The 23271-nt window shown below is 65.0% G+C and carries 17 protein-coding genes and 1 pseudogene; 11 read left to right on the top strand and 7 right to left on the bottom strand.

All coding sequences use genetic code 11. The annotated features are described in order from the left end of the window. The first annotated feature begins 9 nt into the window (after positions 1 to 9). The 7 genes from pelG to pelF are packed head-to-tail and all read left to right on the top strand — an operon-like array spanning position 10 to position 9309. Positions 10 to 1407, top strand: a complete 1398-nt coding sequence (pelG, locus tag JAO74_RS15820; RefSeq protein WP_199040282.1) for an exopolysaccharide Pel transporter PelG — start codon at positions 10 to 12, stop codon at positions 1405 to 1407. Further along, entirely contained in the window at positions 1407 to 2303 is an 897-nt protein-coding gene (locus JAO74_RS15815) for an endo alpha-1,4 polygalactosaminidase (RefSeq protein ID WP_233151076.1), read from the top strand. Before pelG ends, JAO74_RS15815 begins: the two co-directional genes overlap by 1 nt. Next, a complete protein-coding gene (locus JAO74_RS15810) occupies positions 2300 to 4417 on the top strand; it encodes a hypothetical protein (protein WP_199040279.1) in 2118 nt (705 codons plus the stop codon). Before JAO74_RS15815 ends, JAO74_RS15810 begins: the two co-directional genes overlap by 4 nt. After that, complete coding sequence (locus JAO74_RS15805; protein WP_199040276.1) at positions 4414 to 5916, top strand: hypothetical protein; 1503 nt, start codon at positions 4414 to 4416, stop codon at positions 5914 to 5916. Before JAO74_RS15810 ends, JAO74_RS15805 begins: the two co-directional genes overlap by 4 nt. Continuing rightward, entirely contained in the window at positions 5913 to 6866 is a 954-nt protein-coding gene (locus JAO74_RS15800; protein WP_199040273.1) for a hypothetical protein, read from the top strand. The genes JAO74_RS15805 and JAO74_RS15800 overlap by 4 nt, the downstream gene beginning before the upstream one ends. Further along, entirely contained in the window at positions 6863 to 7831 is a 969-nt protein-coding gene (locus JAO74_RS15795; protein ID WP_199040270.1) for a hypothetical protein, read from the top strand. The genes JAO74_RS15800 and JAO74_RS15795 overlap by 4 nt, the downstream gene beginning before the upstream one ends. Next, on the top strand, positions 7828 to 9309 hold the full coding sequence (gene pelF, locus JAO74_RS15790; protein ID WP_233151075.1) for a GT4 family glycosyltransferase PelF: 1482 nt from the start codon (positions 7828 to 7830) through the stop codon (positions 9307 to 9309). The genes JAO74_RS15795 and pelF overlap by 4 nt, the downstream gene beginning before the upstream one ends. Here the strand turns inward: pelF and JAO74_RS15785 are convergent. The 4 genes from JAO74_RS15785 to rpsU form a co-directional block, all read right to left on the bottom strand. Further along, on the bottom strand, positions 9306 to 9524 hold the full coding sequence (locus JAO74_RS15785; protein ID WP_199040264.1) for a hypothetical protein: 219 nt from the start codon (positions 9522 to 9524) through the stop codon (positions 9306 to 9308). The two genes, pelF and JAO74_RS15785, sit on opposite strands and share 4 nt — an antisense overlap. A gap of 84 nt (positions 9525 to 9608) precedes the next feature. Further along, positions 9609 to 12488 carry a PAS domain S-box protein gene (locus tag JAO74_RS15780; RefSeq protein WP_332908832.1) on the bottom strand — a complete coding sequence of 960 codons (2880 nt, stop codon included), beginning with the start codon at positions 12486 to 12488 and terminating at the stop codon, positions 9609 to 9611. Further along, positions 12481 to 12654 (bottom strand): type II toxin-antitoxin system ParD family antitoxin, encoded by a 174-nt coding sequence (locus JAO74_RS19290; protein ID WP_199040261.1) that lies wholly within the window; start codon positions 12652 to 12654, stop codon positions 12481 to 12483. The genes JAO74_RS15780 and JAO74_RS19290 overlap by 8 nt, the downstream gene beginning before the upstream one ends. Before the next feature lie 1236 nt (positions 12655 to 13890). Next, positions 13891 to 14091 carry a 30S ribosomal protein S21 gene (gene rpsU / locus JAO74_RS15760; protein ID WP_056528936.1) on the bottom strand — a complete coding sequence of 67 codons (201 nt, stop codon included), beginning with the start codon at positions 14089 to 14091 and terminating at the stop codon, positions 13891 to 13893. 354 nt (positions 14092 to 14445) lie between these two features. Between rpsU and JAO74_RS15755 the strand changes: the two genes are divergently transcribed. The 3 genes from JAO74_RS15755 to JAO74_RS15745 all read left to right on the top strand — a co-directional run bounded on the left by JAO74_RS15755 (position 14446) and on the right by JAO74_RS15745 (position 17530). Continuing rightward, positions 14446 to 15417 (top strand): cation diffusion facilitator family transporter, encoded by a 972-nt coding sequence (locus tag JAO74_RS15755; protein WP_199040258.1) that lies wholly within the window; start codon positions 14446 to 14448, stop codon positions 15415 to 15417. Between the two features lie 78 nt (positions 15418 to 15495). Continuing rightward, positions 15496 to 16449, top strand: coding sequence for a 2-hydroxyacid dehydrogenase (locus JAO74_RS15750; RefSeq protein ID WP_199040255.1), 954 nt, complete (start codon positions 15496 to 15498; stop codon positions 16447 to 16449). Between the two features lie 58 nt (positions 16450 to 16507). Continuing rightward, complete coding sequence (locus JAO74_RS15745) at positions 16508 to 17530, top strand: alpha/beta fold hydrolase (protein WP_233151074.1); 1023 nt, start codon at positions 16508 to 16510, stop codon at positions 17528 to 17530. On the opposite strand, the pseudogene JAO74_RS15740 reads toward JAO74_RS15745, so the two are convergent. Both JAO74_RS15740 and JAO74_RS15735 read right to left on the bottom strand, forming a co-directional pair. Next, positions 17529 to 18557 (bottom strand): annotated as a pseudogene (locus tag JAO74_RS15740) (glycoside hydrolase family 43 protein); the annotation flags it as partial. The gene JAO74_RS15745 and the pseudogene JAO74_RS15740 overlap by 2 nt on opposite strands. Before the next feature lie 58 nt (positions 18558 to 18615). Continuing rightward, positions 18616 to 20091: a PAS domain S-box protein gene (locus JAO74_RS15735; RefSeq protein ID WP_269845954.1), complete on the bottom strand. Its 1476-nt coding sequence runs from the start codon at positions 20089 to 20091 to the stop codon at positions 18616 to 18618. A 170-nt stretch (positions 20092 to 20261) separates the two neighbouring features. Between JAO74_RS15735 and JAO74_RS15730 the strand changes: the two genes are divergently transcribed. Continuing rightward, complete coding sequence (locus JAO74_RS15730) at positions 20262 to 20531, top strand: GlsB/YeaQ/YmgE family stress response membrane protein (RefSeq protein WP_199040246.1); 270 nt, start codon at positions 20262 to 20264, stop codon at positions 20529 to 20531. A gap of 282 nt (positions 20532 to 20813) precedes the next feature. Here the strand turns inward: JAO74_RS15730 and JAO74_RS15725 are convergent, their stop codons facing one another. Then, positions 20814 to 23252: a DUF3772 domain-containing protein gene (locus tag JAO74_RS15725; protein WP_233151073.1), complete on the bottom strand. Its 2439-nt coding sequence runs from the start codon at positions 23250 to 23252 to the stop codon at positions 20814 to 20816. Between the last annotated feature and the right edge of the window lie 19 nt (positions 23253 to 23271).

Raw genomic sequence — 23271 nt, 5'->3', positions numbered from 1 at the left:
TAACGTAACGTGGCGGGTATCGGCTTCAAGCTGGCGCGCATGGCGCAGGTCGGCGGCATCGGTGGTGTCGTGGCGGCGGCGTCGCATGGCGCGATCATCAGTTCCGGACCGTGGTTGATGGCGGCCGGCGCGGTGATCGCGCTGGAAGCGTGGGGTCAGCAACACGCCGGTCTGGCCGCGACCGGCGCACTGCAGACGATCCTCGTCTATGCGTTCAGCCTGTCGGCGCTGGCGGCGGCGCCGACTATCGCGGTTGCCACGCGCGTGATGTCCGATCTGCTCTATGCCAAGCGGCACGAACAGGTGCCGGGCATCCTGGTCGCTGCACTGGCCAGCGCGGCGGCGATCTCGGTGCCGGTCGGGGCATTGGTCTATGCCTTTTCCGGACTGGCGCCGGTCGATCAACTCGCGGCCACCGCCATTCTGACGCTCCTCGCTCAGATTTGGGTCGCGAATCTGTTCCTGACCGCGACCCGGCGACACTGGGCGGTGCTGACGGGCTATGCCGGCGGCATCGGCGTCGTGGTGGTGATCGGTGCGCTGGCGCCCGACGTATCGATGCGCGGCCTGTTGTGGCTGACGCTGGCGGGGGTTGCCGTCACGACGATCCTGCTGGTGCGCGCGGTGCGCCATGGTTTCCTCGCGCCGCCGATCTGGCCGACCGAGTGGGCCGTGGCGCATCGCCGTCATGCGCATCTGGCGATCGGTGGCACGCTGGCCACGTTGGCGATCTGGATCGACAAGTGGATCACCTGGTACGCCGCCGATGACAGCGTGGCGGGATTGTCGATGCTGCGGTTCCATCCGGTCTATGATCCGGCCAGCTTTCTGGGCCTCCTGTCGTTGGTGCCCGGTTTGACGTTGCTGCTGGTGGCGACAGAGACGCGGTTCGACCGCAGCTTCGCGGTACTGATGGCCGCCTGCACGGGAACCGCGCCGATCGCGGGTATCCGGCGGGCGCGGCGGGCGCTTATCAATACCGTCCTGCACGATGTCCGCCTGTTGACGGTCGCACAGGCGACCATCGCCGCTGCCCTATGGGTGCTGGCGCCCGAGTTGTTCAAGCTGATCGGGGCCGATCCGCGCGGTATCTTCGCCTTCCGGTTCACGGTGGTGGGGGCGGTGTTTCACCTCGTGGCGTTGTTCTTCACGATCATCCTGTCCTATTTCGATCTGGCCGGCCGCGTCCTGATCGTCTGGGCGATGTTCTTCGTGGTCAGCGCGGGGACGACGCTGGCGACGGTCCATGCCGGGTTCGCCTGGTACGGTTGGGGTTATCTTGCGGGTGCCGTGATGGCGGCGATGACGGGCGCGATGCTGGCCGGTCATGCGCTGTGGGACCTCGTCTATCTGCTGTTCGTCGGCAACAATCCCGCGGTCGTGGGGGAGCGCCGGCGATGGGCGTGATGGCGAAACCCTCCGCTTTCCGTCGCTGGGGGCGGCTGGCGTTCCATGCCGGGCTGGTGCTGGCCATGAGCCAGACGAACGCGTGCGCCAAACCGGCCCACGAACCCCGATTGCCCGCCGGCACCGACTGGCGCTGGGCGATCGATTACGGCTCGGCGACCGATGCAACGCTCGCCGGCCAGTATGACGTGCTGGTGCTGGAGCCCGATCACGACCGGGCGCCGGCATCGCTGCGCCGGCCGGGCGGGCTGGCGATCGGGTATATCAGCCTGGGCGAGGTGGAGAAAAGCCGGCCGGCGGCGGCATCACTCGCCGCGGCGGGGGCGCTGCTGGCCGCCAATCCCCATTGGCCCGACGCCCGCTATGCCGATCTGCGTCATACGCGCTGGCGGGCGGAGGTGTTGGACAAGCTGGTCCCGGCGATCCTGGCCAAGGGGTATAACGGGATTTTCATGGACACCCTCGACAACGCCGAAGCGATGGAACGGGCCAATCCGATCGGCAATGCCGGCATGGTCGATGCCGCGGCATCGTTGGTGCGCGCGATCCACGAACGGTTTCCTGCTGCCATCATCGTCATGAACCGGGGTTATGCGTTGTTGCCGAAGGTCGCAGACGCGATCGACGGCGTGCTGGGTGAGGCGATGGCGACGCGCTGGAATTTCCGCACCCGCACCTACGACACGCTGAGCGAGGGAGACTGGAACTGGCAGGCCGGGCGGCTGCGTGCCGCGCGTCAGGTCAATCCCGCGCTGGCGCTGATGACGCTGGATTATTGGGAGCCCGGCGATGCCGCCGGAGTGCAGGCGCTGTATGCGCGAGAGCGGGCGGCCGGATTCGTGCCGTATGTGTCCGTGCTTGCGCTCGACCGGATCGTGCCGGAGCCGGGCCGGTGATCGCCGCCCGTCGCGCACCATTGATGGCGACGCTGGGTCTGGCGGCGGTCGGTGCCGCGCTGATCCTCGGTGCTGGCGGATGGTTGCTCGCGCCCAGCACCGGCGAACAATTGAGCGCGGCGATGGGGACGGCGGATCGATCTGCCCTCGCGCGGCTGTCGCGGGATGCCAAGGGCAGCGATGCCGGTACGCAGGCGTTGCTCGCGCGTTCGCTATTGGCGGCGGGCAAGCCCGATGAGGCGTTGGCTGCGCTGGCGCCGGTGGCCGCCGCGCATCCCCGCGACCCGGTGTTGATTGCCCTGATGAGCCGCGCGCTGGCGAAGGCCGGTCGGCAAGGCGAACGCCTGAAGCTGCTGCACGACGAGGCCGCGCGCACCGGAACAGAAAAGGCCCTAGGCGAATTACGCGTCGTGGCGCTCGCGGCGAACGATGTTGTGGAGGAGCGGTTCGCTCTCACGCGACTGGCGCAGATGTCGCGGCTGGATGGCGATGGTATCGAACGGCTGGCGTATCTGGAGGAACGGGCAGGTGCCGGTGATAGCGCGCGGACACGGCTGACCGAACGCCGGATGACGGGTGCCTCGATGTCGACGGATGCCTTGCAGCGATTGCTGCGGCTGTCGCTGAAGGACGCCGACGCGCCCACCATCGCCACGCTGGTCGATACGCTGGCCGAACGCGGTGCCGAACCCGGCCGGGCGAGCGTGGTCGACGAACTGGCGGCCCGGCGGCGGCCGCAGGTCGCGCTGGCACTCGCCAGCGATCCCAGAGGTGATGGGCCGGCGCTCTGGCGGCGGCGTGCCGAACTGACGATACGCGTCGGCGATACGGCCGGCGCGCGGGCGCTGCTGGCTGCCGCCACGGCGCGGGCAGGCGTCGCGCCGCCGCAGGATATCGTCGCCGTCGCTTATGCGTTGCAGGCGCCGGACATGGTCCTGACCGCGGCCGAACATGGGGCGATACCGCGGCCGGACGCCGCCCTGACGCTCGATCTTGCCCGTCGGTTCGCGACACGACCCGCCCTCATTGCCCGGTTGGACCGCCTGGCGGGTGCGGAGTGGCGTCGGCAGGACCCGTGGCTGGCGATGCGACTGGCGGTGGCGGCCGACGATCGGCCCGCCGCGCTGCGCTATGCAGATATGGTGGCGCCGGCGCAGCGCGATGCGGCGCGCGAGGATCTGCTGATCCGGTTCGGCGATCGCGCCGGTCTGCAAGCTCAGTTGCTCGATCGCGCCCGCCGCGATCCGGCCGCGCGGGTGGCGCTGGCGGAACGGCTGTTGTCGATCGGCGCGCGGAACGAGGCGACCGGGTTGTTGCGGACGATGGCGGTGTCGCCGAACGATGCCGCGACGCGCAGGCTGCTGTATCTCTGGGGGCCGCGCCCGGGGTCGGCCGCGCTGGCGTGGTTGCGGGAACGGGCGGCCGGTGCCCAGAACAACGACGATCGGCTTCGCTGGCTGATGCTCTATGCTCAGCGCGATGTGCCACAGGCGGCGTTGCGGGTGCTTGAGCAACATCCGCTCGCCGGGCAGACGCCGGTGCTGCTGTCGCGGCTAAACCTGTCGGCGGAAACGGCCGATCAGGGCGCCAACGAGCGTGCCTTGCGTCCCCTGCTCGATGGGCGTTCGCTGTCGCCGGCCCAGTTGCGGCAGATGACGGCGACCACCATGCCGACGATCGATCGCAACCTGCGGCTGGCGCTCACGCGGCGACGGATCGCGGCCAATGCTTCCCTGCCGGCGGATCGGATGGATGTCGCGTGGGCGGCGTGGAACGCGCGCGATCTGGCTGCCGCGCGAGCCGCCGTCGCCGACCAACTGGCGGCACATCCCGACGATGCGACGGCGGCGACGTTGATGGCCGAGATCGAGTCGAAGCAGCATGGCGATCGCCGCGCCCGCCCGTGGTTCGAGCGGGCATTGGATATGGGTGAGGGCGACAGCCGGGCGCGGGTCGCGCTGCTGTCGCGGCTCGGCCGCACCGATGCGGCGCTGGCAATGACGCGTCGGCTGCGGGCGACTGCCTCGTTAGACAAGTCGCTGATCGCCGACGAAGCACGATTGCTGATCGCCGCCGGCCGGCCCGCCGATGCCAGAGCTTTGTTTTTGCGATGACGATGATCCTCCTTGCCGTTGCGCTGATGGCGCCGGCCGCTCGGCAAATGCCGGACGCGGCACCCGGCGCGTCTGTCGCGGCAACCACCGATCTGGTACTCGACTGGCCAGCCGACGCCGCCCTGTCGATCGAAGCCGATGGAGCTGAGACCATCGTCTGGTTTGATCGTGGCCCGGATGCGACCGCGCTCGACGCCTTTCGTCAGCGGGCCGGAGATGATCTGGGTCGGATGGAATGGAACGATACCAGCATGGTCATCCGGCCGGCGCCCGGCCGCCGGTTCATGTCGACCGTGGCTGGCGATCGACTGACGATCAGGGTGATCCGCGACACGCCGATCGCCGCGACCATGGCGGGCGAGGCGGTCGATTATGCCTTGGCGCAGGCGGCGGCGGATGCGGCTACCGGCTATCCCGGCCGGTCGCGTCGGCGCCTGACGACGCTTGACCGGCAAGTACCCGGCGATCCGCAGGTCGCCCGCGCGCTGGCCGATGCCGATACCGCGCGCGGAGCCACGGCGCGTGCGGCCGATCGCTATCGCGCGCTCGGGGCGACGGACACCGTCGCACGCCGGACGATCAGCGCGGCCGGCGGCGACGTGGCGGCCATCGCCACCGTGCGTGACGGTCGTGGCTTCACGCAGGCCGAGGGGAGCCTGCGCGTCGCGGTTCCCGTTCTCGGGAGCGCGACCGGCGCCGATGTCGTGATCGGCGGGGCGGTGCGCCGGTTCCAGACCAGTGCCGATGGCGTCGTCACACAGGCCGGCACCATCCGGTCGCTCCGGCGTGGCACCGTGTTCGCCGACGTGACCGGCAGTGTCGGCAATGCGGCAACGCGGCTGGAGGTGCAGGGGGCCGCGAACCTGACGAATGCCCGCGTGGGACTGGCCGGCCGGCTGGTCGTCGGCCCCGCTGAGCGCGAGGGTCGATTGATCGCCGGGTGGCATGTGCCTGACGTCTCGACGGCTGAGCAGGCGTTGCTGGGCGGTTATGTTAATCGCTGGGGGGCGGGGGGTACACTACGCGTGTCGCCGGCGCTGACGGTGCAGGGCGATGTCGCGCGCACATTCTATGGACTGGGTCACGAGGGGGCGCTTGCCCGGACGACCGTCGTGACCGGCGGCCTCGATGCCACGGTGAGGCGGATGAAACCCGCTTTGACGCTGCTGTACCGGCTGGAGGCGGAATATGTCGATCGGATGGTCCGGCGGCCCGGCGGTGCGCTGTCATTACCGCTAGTCGACCGCGAGAATCATACCATGCAGGCGTTGGTGGCCGAGCAGCTCGGCGCGTGGCGGATCGCCGGGGCGGCGGGGTGGACGTTCGACCGCTTCGGCGGCAACGGCCCCACCGCCACGCTGACCGTGGCGGGGTATATCGACGACGCCTGGCAGATCGAGGCCGCAGGCGGCGTCAGTTCGGTTCAACGACCCAATCTGGTCGGCACGCAGGTGTTCGCGCGGGTGGGGATCAAATATAGCATGGGGCGGCTGCCATGAAGGCGAAGCAATTGCTGCGGATCAACGCGGAACTGGCGGTCATGATCGGCCTGCTGGTACTGATCGACGTCAAATCGACCGGCGGAACGGCGTTCGCGGCGCTGAACCCCAATCCCTTGTGGTTACCGGTGCTGGCGATGGCGCTGGGATATGGCAGCGGTATGGGGTTGCTGGCGGCGGGGATGGCCTCGGCTTATTGGTTCGCCATGCCGCATGCGGCGATGGCGTTGGACGAGGATCCGTTCCACTACATGCTTGCGCGGTCCCTGCCGCCGCTGATGTGGGTGGCGGCGAGCGTGCTGGTGGGTGAACTGACCTATGTCCGCCAGCGTCGGATCGCGTCGCTGGAACGGCACGGCCGCCGGACGGAGGATGACTTGGCCACGGCGACGAACGCTTTCCGGCTGGCCAGCGAGAACGCCCATGCGCTTCAGGTCCGCATCGCGGTGGACGAAGTCGGTGTGGGCCGGGCGATCGAGGCAGCCACCGGGCTGTTCGATCCGGACCGGGGGCGCTTGCCCCAGACGATGTCGCGTCTGGTGGCGATGGATGCGCAGGCGCAGGATTTCACCATCTATACGCCGGTGGCGGGATCGTGGCGCGCGTTCGCGCAGGGACAGGAGGCATCGGGTCGCCCCGACTATCTCGCCGGCGCACTGGTCGATGCGATCCTCGCTACGCCGCAAGCGGTGACGCTGGCCGATCCGGGTGCCGGTGCGTTGTTGGGGCGCATCGGCGTGATGGCCCTGCCGGCGCGTGATGCGCGGGCGACCGTGCGCGCGATCCTGATGTTCCATCATCTGGAACCGGAGCGGTTCAGTCGCCGCGGCATCGTCGATCTCGATGCGGTCGCATCGCGACTGGCGGCGCTGCTTGCGGTGTTGCCGGCCGATGTGTCGAGCAATCAGCCACCGCGGTTCCAAGTTGCGATCACCAGCGACGCCGCGTGATCCGACCGCTGATCCTCTGGTCGCTGGTGGATGTGATGGCGATGGCGCTGCCGTCGCTCCATCCGGCGACCTACCCGCTGTTCGCGCCGATCCATGTGTCCGCTACGCTGGCCGCCCTGTTGATCGCACGGCGATCGACGGATTGGCGGACGGTCGGTGGCTGGATGCTTTGGCTGGGCGCGGCATTCGGGCCGATCGGCTTGTTGGCGATCCGCCTTGCGACGCCCGTGCTGGCGCTCCGTTTTCTGGCGCTGGATTCGGCGCGGCTGGCGTTGCCGGAGCCGGTGGACGACGATTCCTGGATCGACGATCGCTCCATCCATATCGCGCCTCTCAGCGGCGAAGCCATCAACCTGCCCGATCCAGCGCAGCTCGGCTCGCTGGTATCGGTGTTCCGCCATGGCAGCATCGCGGACCGGCAGATGGCGATCGAAACCGTCGTCGCTTCCTATGAATCGCGGTTGTCGAGCATCGTTGCCCGTGGCCTGATCGATGACGACCAGACGATCCGGGCGCTGGCGGCATCGGCGGCGACGCGGGCCAACCAGATCCTGCTACAGCGGCGGCGGCGGCTGGAACGCGCCGTGGCGATGCACGGCCATCCCGACGATCGCTTGGCACTGGCGCAATTGCTGGCCGATCACGGCGAACACGATGTCCTGATTTCCGAAACCGGCCGCGCCCGCCTGCGCAACGACGCGGTGGAGGAAATGCAAGGGGCGCTGGCCGTGCTGCCTCGTCCCGATCAGCGTTTCGCGGCGGCGGAGGCATTGCTCCACCGCTTGCGGCCCCGTCGCAAGGACCCGACCCGCCTGCCGCTCAGGACGGCGCTGGACCTGCTGGTCCGCGCGCGCGACGTGGAGGGGCTGGCCCGGCGATGCGCCATGTCCGATGCCGCCGCGTTGCCGCCGGCCGATCCCTTGTATCAGGTCGTGCAGTTCTGGCGCGGGGCCGCGCGCGCTTGACCGTTTCGCCGCATGCCGACGTATGCCTGATCGTCGAGGGTGCCTACCCTTACGTCGTGGGCGGAGTCGCAAACTGGTTGCAGGATCTGATCGGCGGCCTGCCCGATTGCCGGTTCGCGATCGTCGCGATCAAGCCGGATGCCACGCCGATGCCTTGGCGGCTCGAACCCCCCGCCAATGTCGTGTCCGTCACCGAAGTCTCGCTGGCGCCGGGATTGGACGTGGTGCCCCGCCGCCGCCGCCCGGCGGATGTCGCGGCGATCGCCGGGATGCTGCTCGCCTTTCTCGGAGAGGAAGGCGAACCGCCACTCGCGGCCCTGTTCGCCGCGCTCACCGCCAGCCGGGAGCCATGGACCCCGGCGGAGTTGCTGACGCATCCCGTGCTGTTCCAGGCGATCGTCGCCTATGCCGAACGCGCGATGCCATCGGCCTCGTTCCACCACGTGTTCTGGGCGACGCGGACGCTGCTCGGCGGACTGCTCGCGGCGTTGCTGACCCCGCTGCCGATCGCGGCGCGCTATCACACGATCTCGACCGGTTTTGCTGGCCTGATCGCGGCACGCGCAGTGATCGAGCACCGGGCGCCGGCGATGATTACCGAACATGGCATCTATCTGCTCGAACGGCAGATCGAGATCATGATGGCCGACTGGATCGGATCGCATGCGGGGCAGGGACTGACGCTCGATGCCGACGTGCCGGGCCTGCGCGAGTTATGGCGGCGCGCGTTCCGCAACTATGCCCGGTTGTGTTACGATCACTGCGATCCGATCATCGCGCTCTATGCAGCCAACAATGCCGTGCAGGCGCGACTGGGCGCCGCGCCGGAACGGCTGCGGGTCATTCCCAACGGTATCTACCTCGATCGATTCGTGAATATCCCCGTGGCGCAGAACCCTGAAAAGCCGCTGGTCGCGCTGATCGGACGGGTGGTGCCGATCAAGGACATCAAGACCTTCATTCGCGCCGCCGCGATCGCCCATCGCGCCTGCCCGACCGCCGAGTTCGCCGTCCTCGGTCCGCTGGATGAGGACGGCGACTACTATGACGAATGCCGCGCGCTCGTGACCGCGATGGGAATGGACAAGGTGATCCGCTTCACCGGGCGGGTCCGGGTCGACGAATGGCTGCCGCGGATCGACATCGTCGTCCTCACCAGCCTGTCCGAAGCGCAGCCGCTCGTGATCCTCGAAGCAGGGGCGTTCGGCATCCCCGTGGTCGCACCCGATGTCGGCAGTTGCCGGGAAATGCTGGAAGGCGCGCAAGGCGACGATGCGTATGGCGGTATCATCACGCCGCTGGTCGATCCCGAAGCAACGGGCAAGGCGATCATCAGCCTGCTCGCCGACCCCGCCCGCCGCGTAGTCTTGGGGAAGTCGCTGCACGATCGGGTGAAGCGCGACTACGACCAGACGTCAGTCATCGCCCGATATCGGCAGCTGTATCTGCCGGATCAACTGTTTTCGCAGCAAGTCTAAGGCTCAGGACCCATTGATCGGAGCCAGTCATGCGGGATCGGTGCCTTGCGCCCTTTGCGTGACGGGGTGCAGGCGGTGGTGCCGCGCAGCAAGCGCGTGGCGAAACCAATCGGCGTCACAGCCCGATCCGCGAGCAGAACTGGAGCGGACGGCATCGCGTCGAACATGAGCGCGGCGCCCTTGTCGTCGCCCATCTGCCCTTCGGTGAGCAGCATGACACGCGGGCGGCGGCATGTTATTGCCGCCGCGCGCATTTCGGGGTTCCAGCCGGCCTTGCCTGCCAACCGTCCCGAACGACGCTACTCGGAGTTAGCTCGCAGCATCTGAGCCACTTTCGTAGAGAGGGCTTCGAGAGTGAACGGCTTGGTCAGCAGTTCCATGCCTGGTTCCATATGGCCGTTACCAACTGCGGCATTCTCGGCAAAGCCTGTGATGAACAGCACCTTCAGGCCGGGCCGCAAAACGCGAGCGGCATCGGCAACCTGTCGGCCGTTCATACCGTTGGGCAAACCGACATCCGTTATGAGCAGCTCGATCCTGGCTCCGGACTGAAGCACCTTGATTCCCGCCGCCCCATCGGCTGCGCCAATCACGGTGTATCCCAGATCGTCGAGTACCTCGTCGATGAGATGGCGGATGGTCGCCTCGTCATCGACAACGAGCACGGTCTGGGCATTGCCACTCGCGGAAAGCCCGGTTGCGCCTTCCTCGAGTATCTCAGCGGCGTCGCCATGATGGCGTGGCAGGTAAATGCACACCGTCGTGCCTTGTCCTATCTCGGAGTAAATTCGAACCTGTCCGCCGGACTGCCTGGCGAAACCATAAATCATTGAAAGGCCGAGGCCTGTGCCCTGACCGATCGGCTTGGTCGTATAAAAGGGTTCGAACGCGCGCTCGATCGTCTCCGGCGTCATGCCCGTGCCTGTGTCGGTCACGCAGATCGAGATATACTGCCCCGGTGGCAGATCGCGCTCCCTTCCTATGCGGTCATCGACCCACTTGTTTGCAGTTTCGATCGTCAGCTTGCCTCCTTCAGGCATCGCGTCACGGCCGTTGATGCAAAGGTTGAGGACTGCGTTCTCGAGTTGCGGCGCGTCGATATCCGCCAGCCAAAGACCGGCAGCGCCGACGATTTCGATGTCGACCGTCGCCCCGACTGTCCGGTGCAGCATTTCCTCGAAACCAATGATCAGCCGGTTAACATCGGTGGGCTTGGGGTCGAGCGTCTGGCGGCGCGAAAACGCCAGAAGGCGCTGTGTCAGCGATGCAGCACGTCGACCAGCGCCCTGTGCGGCATTGATGAAGCGGTCGAGATCATCGAGCCGTCCTCGCGCCACGCGAAGCTGGAGCAGTTCCAGATTGCCCATCATACCGGTCAGCAGATTGTTGAAGTCATGGGCCAGCCCGCCGGTCAGTTGACCGACCGCTTCCATCTTCTGCGCCTGACGCAGTTGCTCCTCGGTCTTCCTCAGCGCCTCCGCCTGCTCCTTCTCGGCTGTGATATCGCGACCTGTCGCATAGGTCATGTCGCCAGCGGGCACGGCGACCCAGGAAAGCCACCGTAATGAGCCATCTTTGTGGTGGTAACGATTGACTATGGCCGGACGCCCGCCGTCTGCAGCGAACTCATAGGCGTCGGTTGTCCGGTTGTGATCATCGGACATCACGAACTCGTTGACGTGATGTCCGATAAGCTCGCCCGAGGCGTACCCCAGCATGGTCGTCCAGGCAGGATTGACGCGTCTGATGACGCCCGCAAAATCGATCACGAGCATGAGATCGGGTGATGTCTCCCAGATCCGGTCGCGCTCCGCGGTCCGTTCGGCGACCTCGTCCTCAAGCGTCTCATTGAGCCGCTGGAGTTCGAGTTCCGCGCGCTTGCGTTCCGTGATGTCGATCGATGAGCCGACCAGGCCGTTCACGGTACCATTGGCGTCCCGGAACGGTGATTTGGTCGAGAGCCAGGTCACGCAGGTACCATCGGGAAGGCTGACTTCTTCCTCTACGACCTCCGTGATCTGCTCGGTCATCACCCGCTCGTCATTCGCCATGACGATCTCGGCCTGAGTTTGATCGTCGAGAAATTCGCGATCGGTTCGCCCGATGATTCTATCCAGGGCCTTGCCAACCAGATCGGCGGTGCCGCGGTTGGCAGCCAACATCCGCCCCGCACGGTCCTTGGCATAGACCACGCCGGGTACGGCTTCCATCACGGCTGATAGAAGCGCGTTCGCGCCACGAAGCGCGTCCTCCGCCTCGCGACGATCTGCTATGTCGATGACGGAACCGATATAGCCCAGGAATTCGGCCCGAGGTCCGAACCGCGGAGAGGCTGCATCGATCGCCCAACGGTATGTGCCATCTGCACGACGCAAGCGATACTCGAGGCGGAAAGGCTCCTGTCGAGTATTCGCATCGAGGAAGATCCGGCCTGCCGCTGCCTTGTCGTCCGGATGCGTGACGTCAAGCCAGCCCAGACCGGCCGCCTCCTCGGGTGTCTGGCCGGTAAAGTCATACCATTGGCGGTTAAGGTACGTGCAATTGCCTTCCGGGTCGGTCACCCACATCATCACGGGCGCATGATCGGCCATGTTGCGGAACCGGGCTTCACTGTCGACAAGCTCGATGCGTGTCAGCGCCAGCGCCTTCTCGCTCGCGCGAGAGCTGAGCGAGCGCTGATCGCGTTCCTGTACCGTGCGACGCAGGTCGAGCAGCGACATGACCTGCCGCGCCAGCACTTGCAGCGTGTCCTGCTGGAGCGCCGTGAAGGGCCGCGGGCGATAGTCCAGTACACACAGCGTCCCGATCGGCAGTCCGTCTTCGGTCTTCAGCAACGCGCCTGCGTAGGAGCGGATATGTGGATCGCCGGTTACCAGCGGATTGTACTCGAACCGGGTATCCAGCGTCAGGTCCGGCACCACGAGAAATTCGTCCTCAAGCAGCGCCTTGACGCAGAACGAGCTTTCCAGTGGCGTCTCGCGTACGCCCAGCCCGACTTCCGCCTTGAAGAATTGACGCCCATCGCCGATCAGATTGACGACCGCGATCGGTGCATCGCAGAGCCGTGCTGTCAGCGCCGCAAGTTCGTCAAAAGATTGCTCCCGAGGCGTATCCAGCACCTCGTATCGCGCCAATGCGGCAAGCCGTTCCTGTTCGCGCGCGGTGGTTGCGTCAACCACGACACGGCTCTCCGTCTAGGCGAGCCTCGTTACGGGCGATCATCAGGCGCAGGGAAGAGTGCGCGACCTCACCGGAAGTGCTGTACCGTCCAGTGATCACCTCCGCCTTCATGTACGATTCGAATTCCGTCGTGAGGGCGACGTGGCGGGGTGGGGTAGAGGACATGCCGTTCTGTTCGCGACCAGACGGCAGGTGTCAACGTTTGCTGGAGTCTGGGTCGGCTGGTCTGAATCGAAGAGGATTCACAAGGCGCAGGAATTCTGGTTCGAGCAGCTGGCCATGTAGAGGTCGGCAGTATGGGTCGAGCTTATTCGGATGATTTGCGTGAGCGGGTAGCGGCCTCGGTTCTGGGTGGCCGGTCGTTCCGTGCAACGGCTGAACTCTTCGGGGTCAGCGTATCGAGTGCAGTGAAGTGGTCGCAACGCCTTTGGGCGACGGGCAGTGCTGCGGCCCGGCCATTAGCACGCTAGCAGCCGCGTTCGCTTGAGCGCGAGCGTGCGTGGCTGCTGGAGCGACCGGCGACCACGCCGGACGTGACGCTGCGTGCGTTGGTGGCGGAACTGGGCGAGCGCGGCATGGTGACGAGCTATGGTTCGGTGTGGCGGATCGTGCGCGAAGCGGGGTGACGGTCAAAAAAACGCTGATCGCCCGCGCAATGGCGCAGGTATCAGGGCCGGATTGATCCGCGCCGCTTTGTCTTCATCGACAAGATCTGGGCCAAGACAAGTATGACCCGACTACCCGGTTGGTGCGCACGAGAACGCCCGCTCATCGGCAATGTGCCGCACGGTCATTGGCGTACGCTCACCGTCCTCGCAGCACTTCGCCACGACCGCGGTGGTCGCACGCCGGTCGAAAATCCTCAGGTTGCTTCCTTTGGAGATCGTCGGTTGCGATGTTCGAGGTGACGGCGCAGATCGAACAGGTCCGTGGGACGCTGACTTATTTCAGCTATGACGACGGCTATGATGCCAGCGCCTTGCTCTTAGCCACCTGCTGATTGCGAACCCCAGTGATTGCCTCGCTGGCGCTCAAGCCGCACTGCGCGTATCGTTTGCCCGGCACGAGCTATACGGCATTGACCGGTACGATGGAGCCAGAGCAGATTCAGGTTATCGTCAACGCCATGGCGATGTCGCTTTCACTCAGATGTCGAATCACCGAATGCGCTCGATCCGCAGAAGCATGCGATCCGGGATAGCCGGATCGTATGGCTGGTCCGCCGCTGCCGTCGAGGCGGACCAGGATCTTCGGCGATCGTCACGGCATGGGCGAAGCCACGCAACTCTTCGACGATCGCTCCGGCGAATGCCGTATCGTCTTCGGAGAGAAGGTTCGACCCATGCTGGTCGGCTACTCGATTTCCGAATGCCGCTTAAACGGATCGCCCGGCAGCAGCGATCACTTGTCGCGTTCGGCGCGCTTCCGATCGGCCTTGCGGGCGCGGCTGATGGCGGCGGCGTGCTGACGCGCGCGCTTCTCCGACGGCTTTTCGTAATGCCGACGCAGCTTCATTTCGCGATAGACGCCTTCCCGCTGCAGCTTCTTCTTGAGCGCGCGCAGGGCCTGATCGACATTGTTGTCGCGGACGATGATTTGCATATCGACTTAACTCTCGGGTGTGTGAGCAGCCTCACGGCCGCCGTTATCGCTGGGGTTCCTGTACCGAGGTATGGCGAGTAATCAAGATTTACCCTGCCCCTAACGCTGGCCCACAGGTAGAATGGAACCGACTTTTATCGATTCCGGGTGCCCATCTCGTTCTTCCACTACGATTTTCCGTGAGTGGAATGCGTCGGCAGCCAGATTCGGCATCGTATCCACGCTGATTCTGACAGATGATGGGCGGTGGTTGGATAGAATGTTTTCGATTCTCTCGCCGATCGCCTAGGACCGCGTTCATACCATGGGCGTCCCGACGACGCGCATGATGGGTTCAGCACAGACAGGACAGACATGGCCGGCGCCACCATCGGCAAGACCATCCGATCGAATATCGTGCTGTTCGGTGCGCTGTTCGCCAATGTCGGGATAGCGATCGCCAAGTTCATCGCAGCTGGTCTGACCGGTTCTTCCTCGATGCTGAGCGAAGGATTTCATTCCCTGGTCGATAGCGGCAACCAGATATTGCTGCTTTACGGACAGCGGCGGGCCAAACGGCCGGCGGACGTCCAACATCCGTTCGGCTATGGCCGGGAGCTTTATTTCTGGGCGTTCGTCGTGGCTATCCTCGTCTTCGCACTGGGTGCCGGGATTTCGTTCTATGAGGGATGGCTGCACATCCGATCCCCTGAACCCTTACGTGATCCGACGGTCAACTACGTGGTTCTCGGCATCGCGTTCCTTTTGGAAGGCAGTTCGTGGACGATCGCCGTACGGGAATTTGCCCGGACCAAAGGCGAAGTCGGCTGGTGGGATGCTGTAAAGGCATCGAAAGACCCGGCCAGCTTCATCGTTCTATTCGAGGATTCTGCGGCATTGGCCGGCCTTCTGGTCGCGGCGATCGGCATCTGGGCAAGCCATCGATGGCTCGAACCCCGGATCGATGGTGTCGCTTCCCTCGTCATCGGTGCGATCCTGGCCGCCGTGGCCGCATTGCTGGCTCGCGAAGCCAAGGGCCTGCTGATCGGCGAGCGGGCCGATCCGGATGTAGTGGAGCGGGTCCGATCGATGGTCGCGGCCAGCGATGGCGTGACGGCGGTCAATCACGTCAGGACCATTCACACAGCGCCGGAGGCGGTGTTCGTGGCGATCAGCGCCGACTTCGACGACGACCTGACCATGGGACAGGGCGAGGCATTGATCGGAAAGATCGAGCAGAGCCTGCGCGAAGAATTTCCCGAGATATCCTCGATCTATGTCCGTCCCGAAAGGGTGGCGGAGTCCACCGATGGTAGCGGCCAACCGGGCGCAACAACGAACGGATGACGGCTCCGCCTGGCGAAAATCCGACGCAAGGCTTTCACAGAGGCCGGATATCCCGCTGAAATATGATAGCTAAGTGACATGCCGAAACCCGATATCCTGATGCCTGCGCCGATGTCGCCCGAAGTAATCTCTGCGCTCGACGACCGCTTCGTGCTTCACCGTTTGTGGGAGCAGCCTGATACCGGCGAGTTTATGAACTCTGTCGGCCCCCATATTCAGGGACTGGCGGTAAGCACGCTGGCCGGACGGATCGACGATGTGCTGTTCGACCGCCTTCCCGCGTTGGAGATCGTCGCCAATTTCGGCGTAGGTTATGACAATGTCGATGCGCGGGCGGCTGCGGCACTTGGAATCATGGTCACCAACACGCCGGGCGTCCTCGATGAGGAGGTGGCCGACCTGACCCTGGGCCTGTTGCTGGCGACGATCCGGTGTATCCCGCAGGTTGAACGATATGTGCGGGAGGGGTTATGGCCATCGGGTGCTTTCCCGCTTTCCCCGACCCTGCGCGGACGGCGAATCGGCATTCTCGGGCTGGGCGCGATCGGCAAGGCGGTGGCGCGACGGCTCGACGGGTTCGGCGTGGAGATCGCCTATCATGGCCGTTCCAGACAGGCCGATGTCGATTACGACTATCACGATACCCCGGTTGCGCTGGCGACGGCGTGCGACGTCCTGATCGCCATCGTACCCGGTGGCGCTGCAACGAGGCATCTTGTCGATGCCGATGTCCTGACGGACCTCGGCCCTGACGGCGTGATTATCAATGTCGCGCGCGGCAGCGTCGTCGACGAAGCGGCGCTCATCGCCGCGCTTCGATCCGGCACGATCCTGGCGGCAGGACTCGACGTGTTCGAGGACGAGCCGCAGGTGCCCGAGGTGCTGCTGACGCTCCCCAATGTCGTGGTGCTGCCGCATATCGGCTCGGCGTCGATAAAGACGCGGGCAGCGATGGGGCAATTGGTGGTCGATAATCTCGTCGCCTGGTTCGATGGCGGGAAGCCGATCACGCCGGTTCCTGAAACGATCTAGCATCCCGCCGGATACGGGGGGACGGCTTGATCGTTTGCGGTCGATGATACGCTTGACCATGGCGGCTGCGGCCATTTCGATTACCTTGTCGTCGACAGGCGGTATCGCGCAGACCGGGCCGCTCGGCGCCAATCTCGAGCTGTTCGATTATCGCGCGCCGGTCCGCTGGTTCGAGGCAAGCTCGCAGGGACAGCCGATCAAAATGGCCTATCTGGACTTGCCCCCGACCGGCGTGTCGAATGGTACGACCGTCGTCCTGCTGCACGGCAAGAACTTCTGCGCGGCGACGTGGCTGGATACGGCGCAGGCGCTGGCCGCCGAGGGTTTCCGCGTCATCGCGCCCGACCAGATCGGCTTCTGCAAATCATCGAAGCCCGCAGGATATCAATACAGCTTTCACACGATGGCCGAATTGACGCGGGGCCTGCTCGACCATGCTGGCGTGGGCAGGGTGGTCCTTGTCGGCCATTCCACCGGCGGTATCCTCGCCACGCGCTTTGCCTTGCTCCATCCCGAGCGTGTCGTAAAGCTGGTGCTGGTCAATCCGCTGGGTCTGAACGATACGCTGGCCGAAGGCGTACCCTACACCGATCTGGGCAAGCTGCGCGTGGAGGAGGCAAAGACTGATGCCGCCTCGATCAAGACCTATCAGCTACGCAATTATTATCATGGGGAATGGCGCCCGGCCTATGATCGCTGGGTCGCGATGCTGGCGGGGCAGTATGCCGGTCCCGACGGTGATATCGTCCGTGATGCGCAGGCCCGGCTGTCGGACATGATCCAGACCCAGCCGGTTGCCGCCGAGCTGCCGCGCCTCGCCATGTCGGTCACGCTCATCATCGGCCAGCGCGACCTCACCGCATTCCGCGCCAATACGGCTCCACCCGAGCGCCGCGATCAGGTCCGGACCGTGCCGAAAGCGGCGGAGGACGCCGTCAAGCGCATCCCCGATGCGCGACTGATCCGCCTGAACGATCTCGGTCACTCCCCGCAGGTGGAGTCGCCGCCGCAGTTCATGGAGGCGCTGCGAATGGCCATCGGCGCATCGGGGGGTGCAAACTTGTCGGAAAGCGTCAGGTAAGCGGACCGTTCGCCACCGGCGGGTCGAAGATCGGCGTGCCATCGGCGCGATAGACGATGGGCTGGACGCGGGTGTGGCGGTTCGGGTCGAGCAGCGGGTCGCCCTTGATCGTCTCGTAATCGCGGGCGTGGAACACCAGCATGTCGCGACCGCGCTCATCCACGGTGAAGCTGTTGTGACCGGGGCCATAAACTTTATGCGCAGCCGACGTGGTCATCACCGGGCTTTGGCTTTTGGTCCAGACCGCCGGGTCCATGATGTTCGCATCGTCGCGCGCCGTCAGCATACCCAGACAATAGCGCGCATCGGTCGCACTGGCCGAATAGGTCATGAACAGGCGGCCGTTGCGGGCCAGCAGGGCCGGTGCCTCGTTCACCTTGTAGCCGCGCACCTCCCAATCCAGCGTCGGCACCGACAATCGCGCGGGCTTCGCCGCCAGCGTCAGTGGGGTGGCGAGGGGAGCCAGATAGAGATTGGAGTTGGTCTCGATCCCCGGCTCGCGCTGCGCCCATGCCAGATACCGCGTGCCGCGATGGACGAAGCTGGTGGAGTCGAGATTGAAGCTGTCCCACGGCGTTTCCAGCTGGCCCAGCACCGACCATTTGCCCGTCATCGGATCGGGGCCGTCGCAGACGACGGCATAGGTGCGGATGCGGAACACGTCGGCACCGCCGCCGCTGGGGCCGGCCGCGAAATACATGATCCAGCGGCCGTCGATCAGGTGCAGTTCCGGCGCCCAGATATATCCCGACATCGGCCCGCTCGACTGATGCCGCCACAGCACCGCTTCCTTCGCGGTCGACAGCCCGGCGATCGTTCGCGAACGGCGCAGCACCAGCCGGTCATATTCCGGCACCGACCCGGTCAGGTAATACCAGCCGTCGGTATGGCGGAATACCTGCGCATCGGCCCGCTGACGGACCAGCGGATTGACGATCGGCGGCGGGGCTTTCTTCTGGGCCAACGCCGGTGCGGCGGCAGTGACGGCGGCACCGGCAAGAAACAAACGACGGGATGGATGGATCATAGGGGATATCCTGAGCATCGGATGGTCGTTTGGCAACAGACGAGCGGTCCATCCCCATTCAACCACCCACGCCGCGTTCGCGCGCCCACACGACGGCTGCGCTGCGACGATTGACGCCGATCTTCGCATAAAGCCGTGCGACGTGATTGCGCACCGTGTTGCGCGACAGGCAAAGGCGCTCTGCCATCGCGACGTCGTCCATATCCTGACAAATCAGCTCCAGCACCTCGCGCTCGCGCTTGCTGAGATCTGCCGTTGGCGTTTCGATCGCGCCGGCCGGCCGCGGGTTTCGCAGGGTAGCGAGCTTGTCCATGATCGAACGGCTGAGCCAGTTGGCGTCCTTCATCACCGCCTCGATCGCCTCGACGAGTTCCAGCTCGCCGCGTCGCCGTAGGGAAATGTCCTGATAGAGCCACAGCACGCACGGTGCGCCGTCCACGCTGATCCGCTCGGCTGACGCCAGACAGTCCGCGCTTTCACCGTCCTTGCGAAGAAGGCGGACGTCATGACCACGGAACCCGCCCTGGTCGCGGATTTCCTTTTCCAGCCCCTTGCGCTGTGACGCGTCGTTCCACAGCTGAAGATCGTCAGCGACACACCCATCGATCGCCTTTGCGGAATAGCCGGTCAGCGCCTGAAAGGCCTCGTTCACGCGGACGATGCGGTTGTCGTCTCCCTCCGTCACGACCATCGCGACGGGCGCCATTTCGAATACGGAGGAGAAGTGGCGCTCGCTGGACCGCAGCGCCTGCTCAGCGCGTCGTCTCGGTTCCAGGTCCGCGAAGGTGAACAACAGGCAGTTCTCGTTGGCAACCTCGATCGGCTGGCCGGCGAGCAGGACGAGTGTCTTGTCGCCGCCGGCCAGTGGCAGTTCCGCCTCCAGCTGCGGCACCGGTTTGCCATCCGCGATACATTCCCGAACGAACGCCTTGCGATCGACTTCTGCCAAAAAATCCAGATCGAACAGCGTCTTGCCGATGATCTGCTCGCGAGTATAGCCCGACAGGTCAAGGAAACCCTGATTGACCAGCACGTAACGCCGGTCGGCAATGCGGATGATGAGGGCCGGGGCGGGATTGGCGTGAAACATCGCCTCGAACCGGTCTTCCGCATCGAAGCGTTCGGACACGTCGCTGATGACCAGTCCCAGACAATCGGGTTCGCCGCCATCTTCGTCCATCACGATGTCACGCACTTGATGCACCCAGTATGACTCGTCGGCGCCGACCGGCATGACCTCCACGATCAGATCAGGGAAACTCTCGCCAGCCAGCAGGCGCACCAGAGGGTACTCGCGCCGGGGCAGTCGACGATGATCGCGATAGCGAAGCTGGAAGCGCGTAGCATAATCATCGGCGGTTCCGCCCAGATCCGCCACCGCCGCCACGCCATGCATCCGCAGTGCGGCAGGATTAGCGCTCAGGATGACGCCAGTCGGGTCCATCAGGATTACGCCTTCGAGCAATCCCGCCATCAATTGTTCCAGATGGTGCAGGGTCGGCGCGTGTAATGGCTGGCTGTCGCGGTTTATCATCTCCGTTGAGCGCGGGGTGACCGTCATGGGTTCCCCGGCCTGCCATACCAAAATACTAAATTACGTGGTGCCATGATACCAATGGTCATCCTGCTCTTTATCGGCGGAACTGAACGGAATGGCACCGCCGGTTGTTGAACCCCCGGAACGACATTCTTCAGGAGCTTATCATGAACCTCATCATTCTTCTCGTCGTCGGCGGGCTTATCGGCTGGGTCGCCAGCATGATCATGCGGACGGACGCACAGCAGGGTGTCCTGCTCAACATCGTCGTCGGCATCGTTGGCGCGCTGTTGGCCGGTTTCATCATCACGCCGCTGATCGGTGGCGCATCGATCATGGACGGCGCGCTGAACATCCAGTCGATCCTGATCTCGCTGGCCGGTGCGGTCATCCTGCTCGCCATCGTCAACATGGTGCGCCGCGGTACGGTTCGCTGATCGACAAGGGAGGCAAGACCATCAGGTCTCGCCTCCCGTCAAGCGTTCGCCATCGCCCCATGTCGGCTGACACTCCGACATAGAGCGATGGCTTTGATAAATCATCAAGGGCAGATATCGTTTGCGGCTTCAGCATGCCCATTGCATCGCTTGACGCGGCAGGCTTAACTTCGTCGCCGATGTCGAGAGAGATCCCTCTTGGGGTGATCACACCGTTTAGCTGACTCAGCGAAACTGTTGATCGACGCGCGTAACGTCTCGTCCCTTTTTACCGTCGCGCCATTATTTCCCGAACGGGTTCTTCGTGTCTGCATCGATCGGCACGATCTTTAACTGTTGGGGCACCGTGCCGACGTCGATATGCTCTTCGGCCAGTCTCTGCAGGATGGCGGTCAACGCGGCACTTCGTGCGGGGTAGGCGGTGCGGGCGCTGGAGGTGTGGGCGAAGCAGTTGAACAGGATGCGACCGTCAGCGATGTTGTCGATGAACGCGACCGCGGCGGGGCTGTCCAGAATCGCCGCCTCCGCTTCGAAGATGTCGAGCACGATGCGGCGAATACGCTCCGGCTCTATCCCGATCGGCACCGAAAATTGGATCTGCAACCGGCCCAGTGCGTTCGCCATCGTCTTGTTCAGGACCGATTTCGTAATCAGCTCGGAATTGGGCACGATCAGGGTCGAATGATCGGCCAGCTCGATCTCCGTCGATCGCACGCTGATCCGCTTCACATCGCCTTCCTCGGTACCAATGCGCACGAGATCACCGATCTTGACCGGCCGCTCGGCCAGCAGGATCAGGCCAGAAACGAAATTCTGGGTGATCGCCTGCAGGCCGAAACCGATGCCGACCGACAGCGCCGACAGCATCAGCGCGATCCGCTCCATCCCGATGCCGAGCGAGGCGATGCCCCACAGCACTGCCAGGATGATGGTGATGTAACGGGCGATCAGCGCGAAGGAGTTGCGGCCGCTGATATCCATGCTGGTCGTCGGCAGATATCGATCGTTCAGCCATCGCAGGAACAGCCGCGCCAGCGTGAGTCCGACGAGTAACACCGCCAGTGCACGCAGGATCGCACCCGGCGAAATGCTGACGTCGCCGATCGTGATGCCATCGGCGACCGTGCCGAAACGTTCGACCGTGCTGTCCACTCCCGAACCGAACGGCGTGAGCAACATCACCACGGCGACGACCGCCAAGCCCAGCCGGAGCACACCCGATAGCAACACGCCGAACTGATCGATCGCGCCCGGTCGGATGCCGACTCCCCGCGCCAGCAAGTGACCGGGCCGGCTCTCGGCCGAGAAGATCGTGGTGACGACATCGTCAATGAAGGTCAGGAGCAGATAGAAGGTGCCGACCACGATCGCGAGCCATTCGATCACGATGCGGGTCAGGAACAGGCTGAAATTGGTGTAGCCCGCCAACAGCGCCACACCACCGGCCAATGTGACCAGCCATGCCAGCAACGTCACGATCCCGACACTGGCGCGCGCGGCGCCGGTTCCGGTGATGGCTGTCCCGTCCTCGTCCGCCCTCGCGTCGTCCGCGATACGAGCCCGCGTGCGCAGGCGACCGAGTGTGAACAGCAGGCCACCGATCGCCAGCAGGCGGATCGCCGCCAGCGCGGCATCGGCGCCCGATACGGCGACGGGACTGAAGCGCATCGTCTCGACGGAAGCGGAGAGAAAGATATCGACCGAGGTCAGAATGGCGAGCACCCACGCCCAGGGCAGCAGTGCCCGCGCGACATCGTCGCCGATCGGCAACAGCCGCCACGATCCCTGGCTGCGCATCAACAACGCAGCGCCCAGTGCACCGATAAAGGCCCCCATGCCGACTGCGAACACGAACGCCGAGAGCATTGGCTCGGCAGTCGCCGCCGTCAGCCCCGACCAGCGCAGTCCCTGAACGAGCGCGGTGGCGGCAAGGGTCGGCAGGGCGGTGCCGGTGACCAGTCGCCACATCGCATATCCGGATCGACGGACCCGGTGGCCGGGCGCCGCATCGATGGCATAACGCCGCCCCGTCTCACGCAAGGCGATCCGTGCAGGCCAGCCCATCGCCACCGCGACTACCGCGCTGGCGATGGCGATCCACCAATGACCACCCGCCAGACCATGACCGATATCGCGGATGATCTGTTCGAGGAACCGGCCGAACCGCGAGACGTCCCGCGGCCCGGCGTCGATCAATGCTGCCCAGAAACCCGGTGTCAGCGGCGACGGATTGCGCGTCGCCCAGCTTCGCCCCAGTTCCGCAGCCTGATCCGCAGCGATCCGGTCGGCCAGTTGCTGCGCCTCGACGATCAGCAGCTTGCCGCGGCGAATGGCGCTGTCGATCGTGTTGCGCCGTTGGGCTAGCAGCTTGCGCTGTGCCGCGATATCGGGCGCATCGACGATGCCCGGCGCGACCGGCCCGATTTCGGTTATCTTGGCATCGACCAGCGCCATCTGCGTATCGAGCATTTCGTCGGACTTGGTCGCGGTGGCCCGAGCCGCCGAAAGACGATCGGTCAGCGCGCTACGCTCTTCCCGCGTGCTCGCGTTATCGGCGGCCTTCTCCACCGCCCGCACTTCGTTGGACGCCCCGACGAGTTCGACGACCGCATTGGCGACGACATCGTCACCTTGGGCAATCGCCGGCTCACCGATTGATATGATCGCGAGCAGAACCGCCGCGCAGCGCGCGATGAGCCAAGATGGTCGTGAGGTGGACAATGATCGCTCCGGACAGCCG

Origin of the sequence: Sphingomonas mollis (genome assembly GCF_016427505.1) — a bacterium.
GTDB classification, from domain to species: domain Bacteria; phylum Pseudomonadota; class Alphaproteobacteria; order Sphingomonadales; family Sphingomonadaceae; genus Sphingomonas; species Sphingomonas mollis.
This window is presented reverse-complemented; position numbering and strand designations above follow the sequence as displayed.

What these genes read in the sequence shown, in the direction of transcription:
- JAO74_RS15815 (WP_233151076.1), top strand. Translation starts at nt 1,407, where the DNA reads ATGGCGAAACCCTCCGCTTTCCGTCGCTGGGGGCGGCTGGCGTTCCAT.
- JAO74_RS15805 (WP_199040276.1), top strand. Translation starts at nt 4,414, where the DNA reads ATGACGATGATCCTCCTTGCCGTTGCGCTGATGGCGCCGGCCGCTCGG.
- JAO74_RS15800 (WP_199040273.1), top strand. Translation starts at nt 5,913, where the DNA reads ATGAAGGCGAAGCAATTGCTGCGGATCAACGCGGAACTGGCGGTCATG.
- JAO74_RS15785 (WP_199040264.1), bottom strand. Translation starts at nt 9,524, where the DNA reads ATGCTGCTCACCGAAGGGCAGATGGGCGACGACAAGGGCGCCGCGCTC.
- JAO74_RS19290 (WP_199040261.1), bottom strand. Translation starts at nt 12,654, where the DNA reads ATGTCCTCTACCCCACCCCGCCACGTCGCCCTCACGACGGAATTCGAA.
- rpsU (WP_056528936.1), bottom strand. Translation starts at nt 14,091, where the DNA reads ATGCAAATCATCGTCCGCGACAACAATGTCGATCAGGCCCTGCGCGCG.
- JAO74_RS15755 (WP_199040258.1), top strand. Translation starts at nt 14,446, where the DNA reads ATGGCCGGCGCCACCATCGGCAAGACCATCCGATCGAATATCGTGCTG.
- JAO74_RS15750 (WP_199040255.1), top strand. Translation starts at nt 15,496, where the DNA reads ATGCCGAAACCCGATATCCTGATGCCTGCGCCGATGTCGCCCGAAGTA.
- JAO74_RS15745 (WP_233151074.1), top strand. Translation starts at nt 16,508, where the DNA reads ATGGCGGCTGCGGCCATTTCGATTACCTTGTCGTCGACAGGCGGTATC.
- JAO74_RS15735 (WP_269845954.1), bottom strand. Translation starts at nt 20,091, where the DNA reads ATGATAAACCGCGACAGCCAGCCATTACACGCGCCGACCCTGCACCAT.
- JAO74_RS15730 (WP_199040246.1), top strand. Translation starts at nt 20,262, where the DNA reads ATGAACCTCATCATTCTTCTCGTCGTCGGCGGGCTTATCGGCTGGGTC.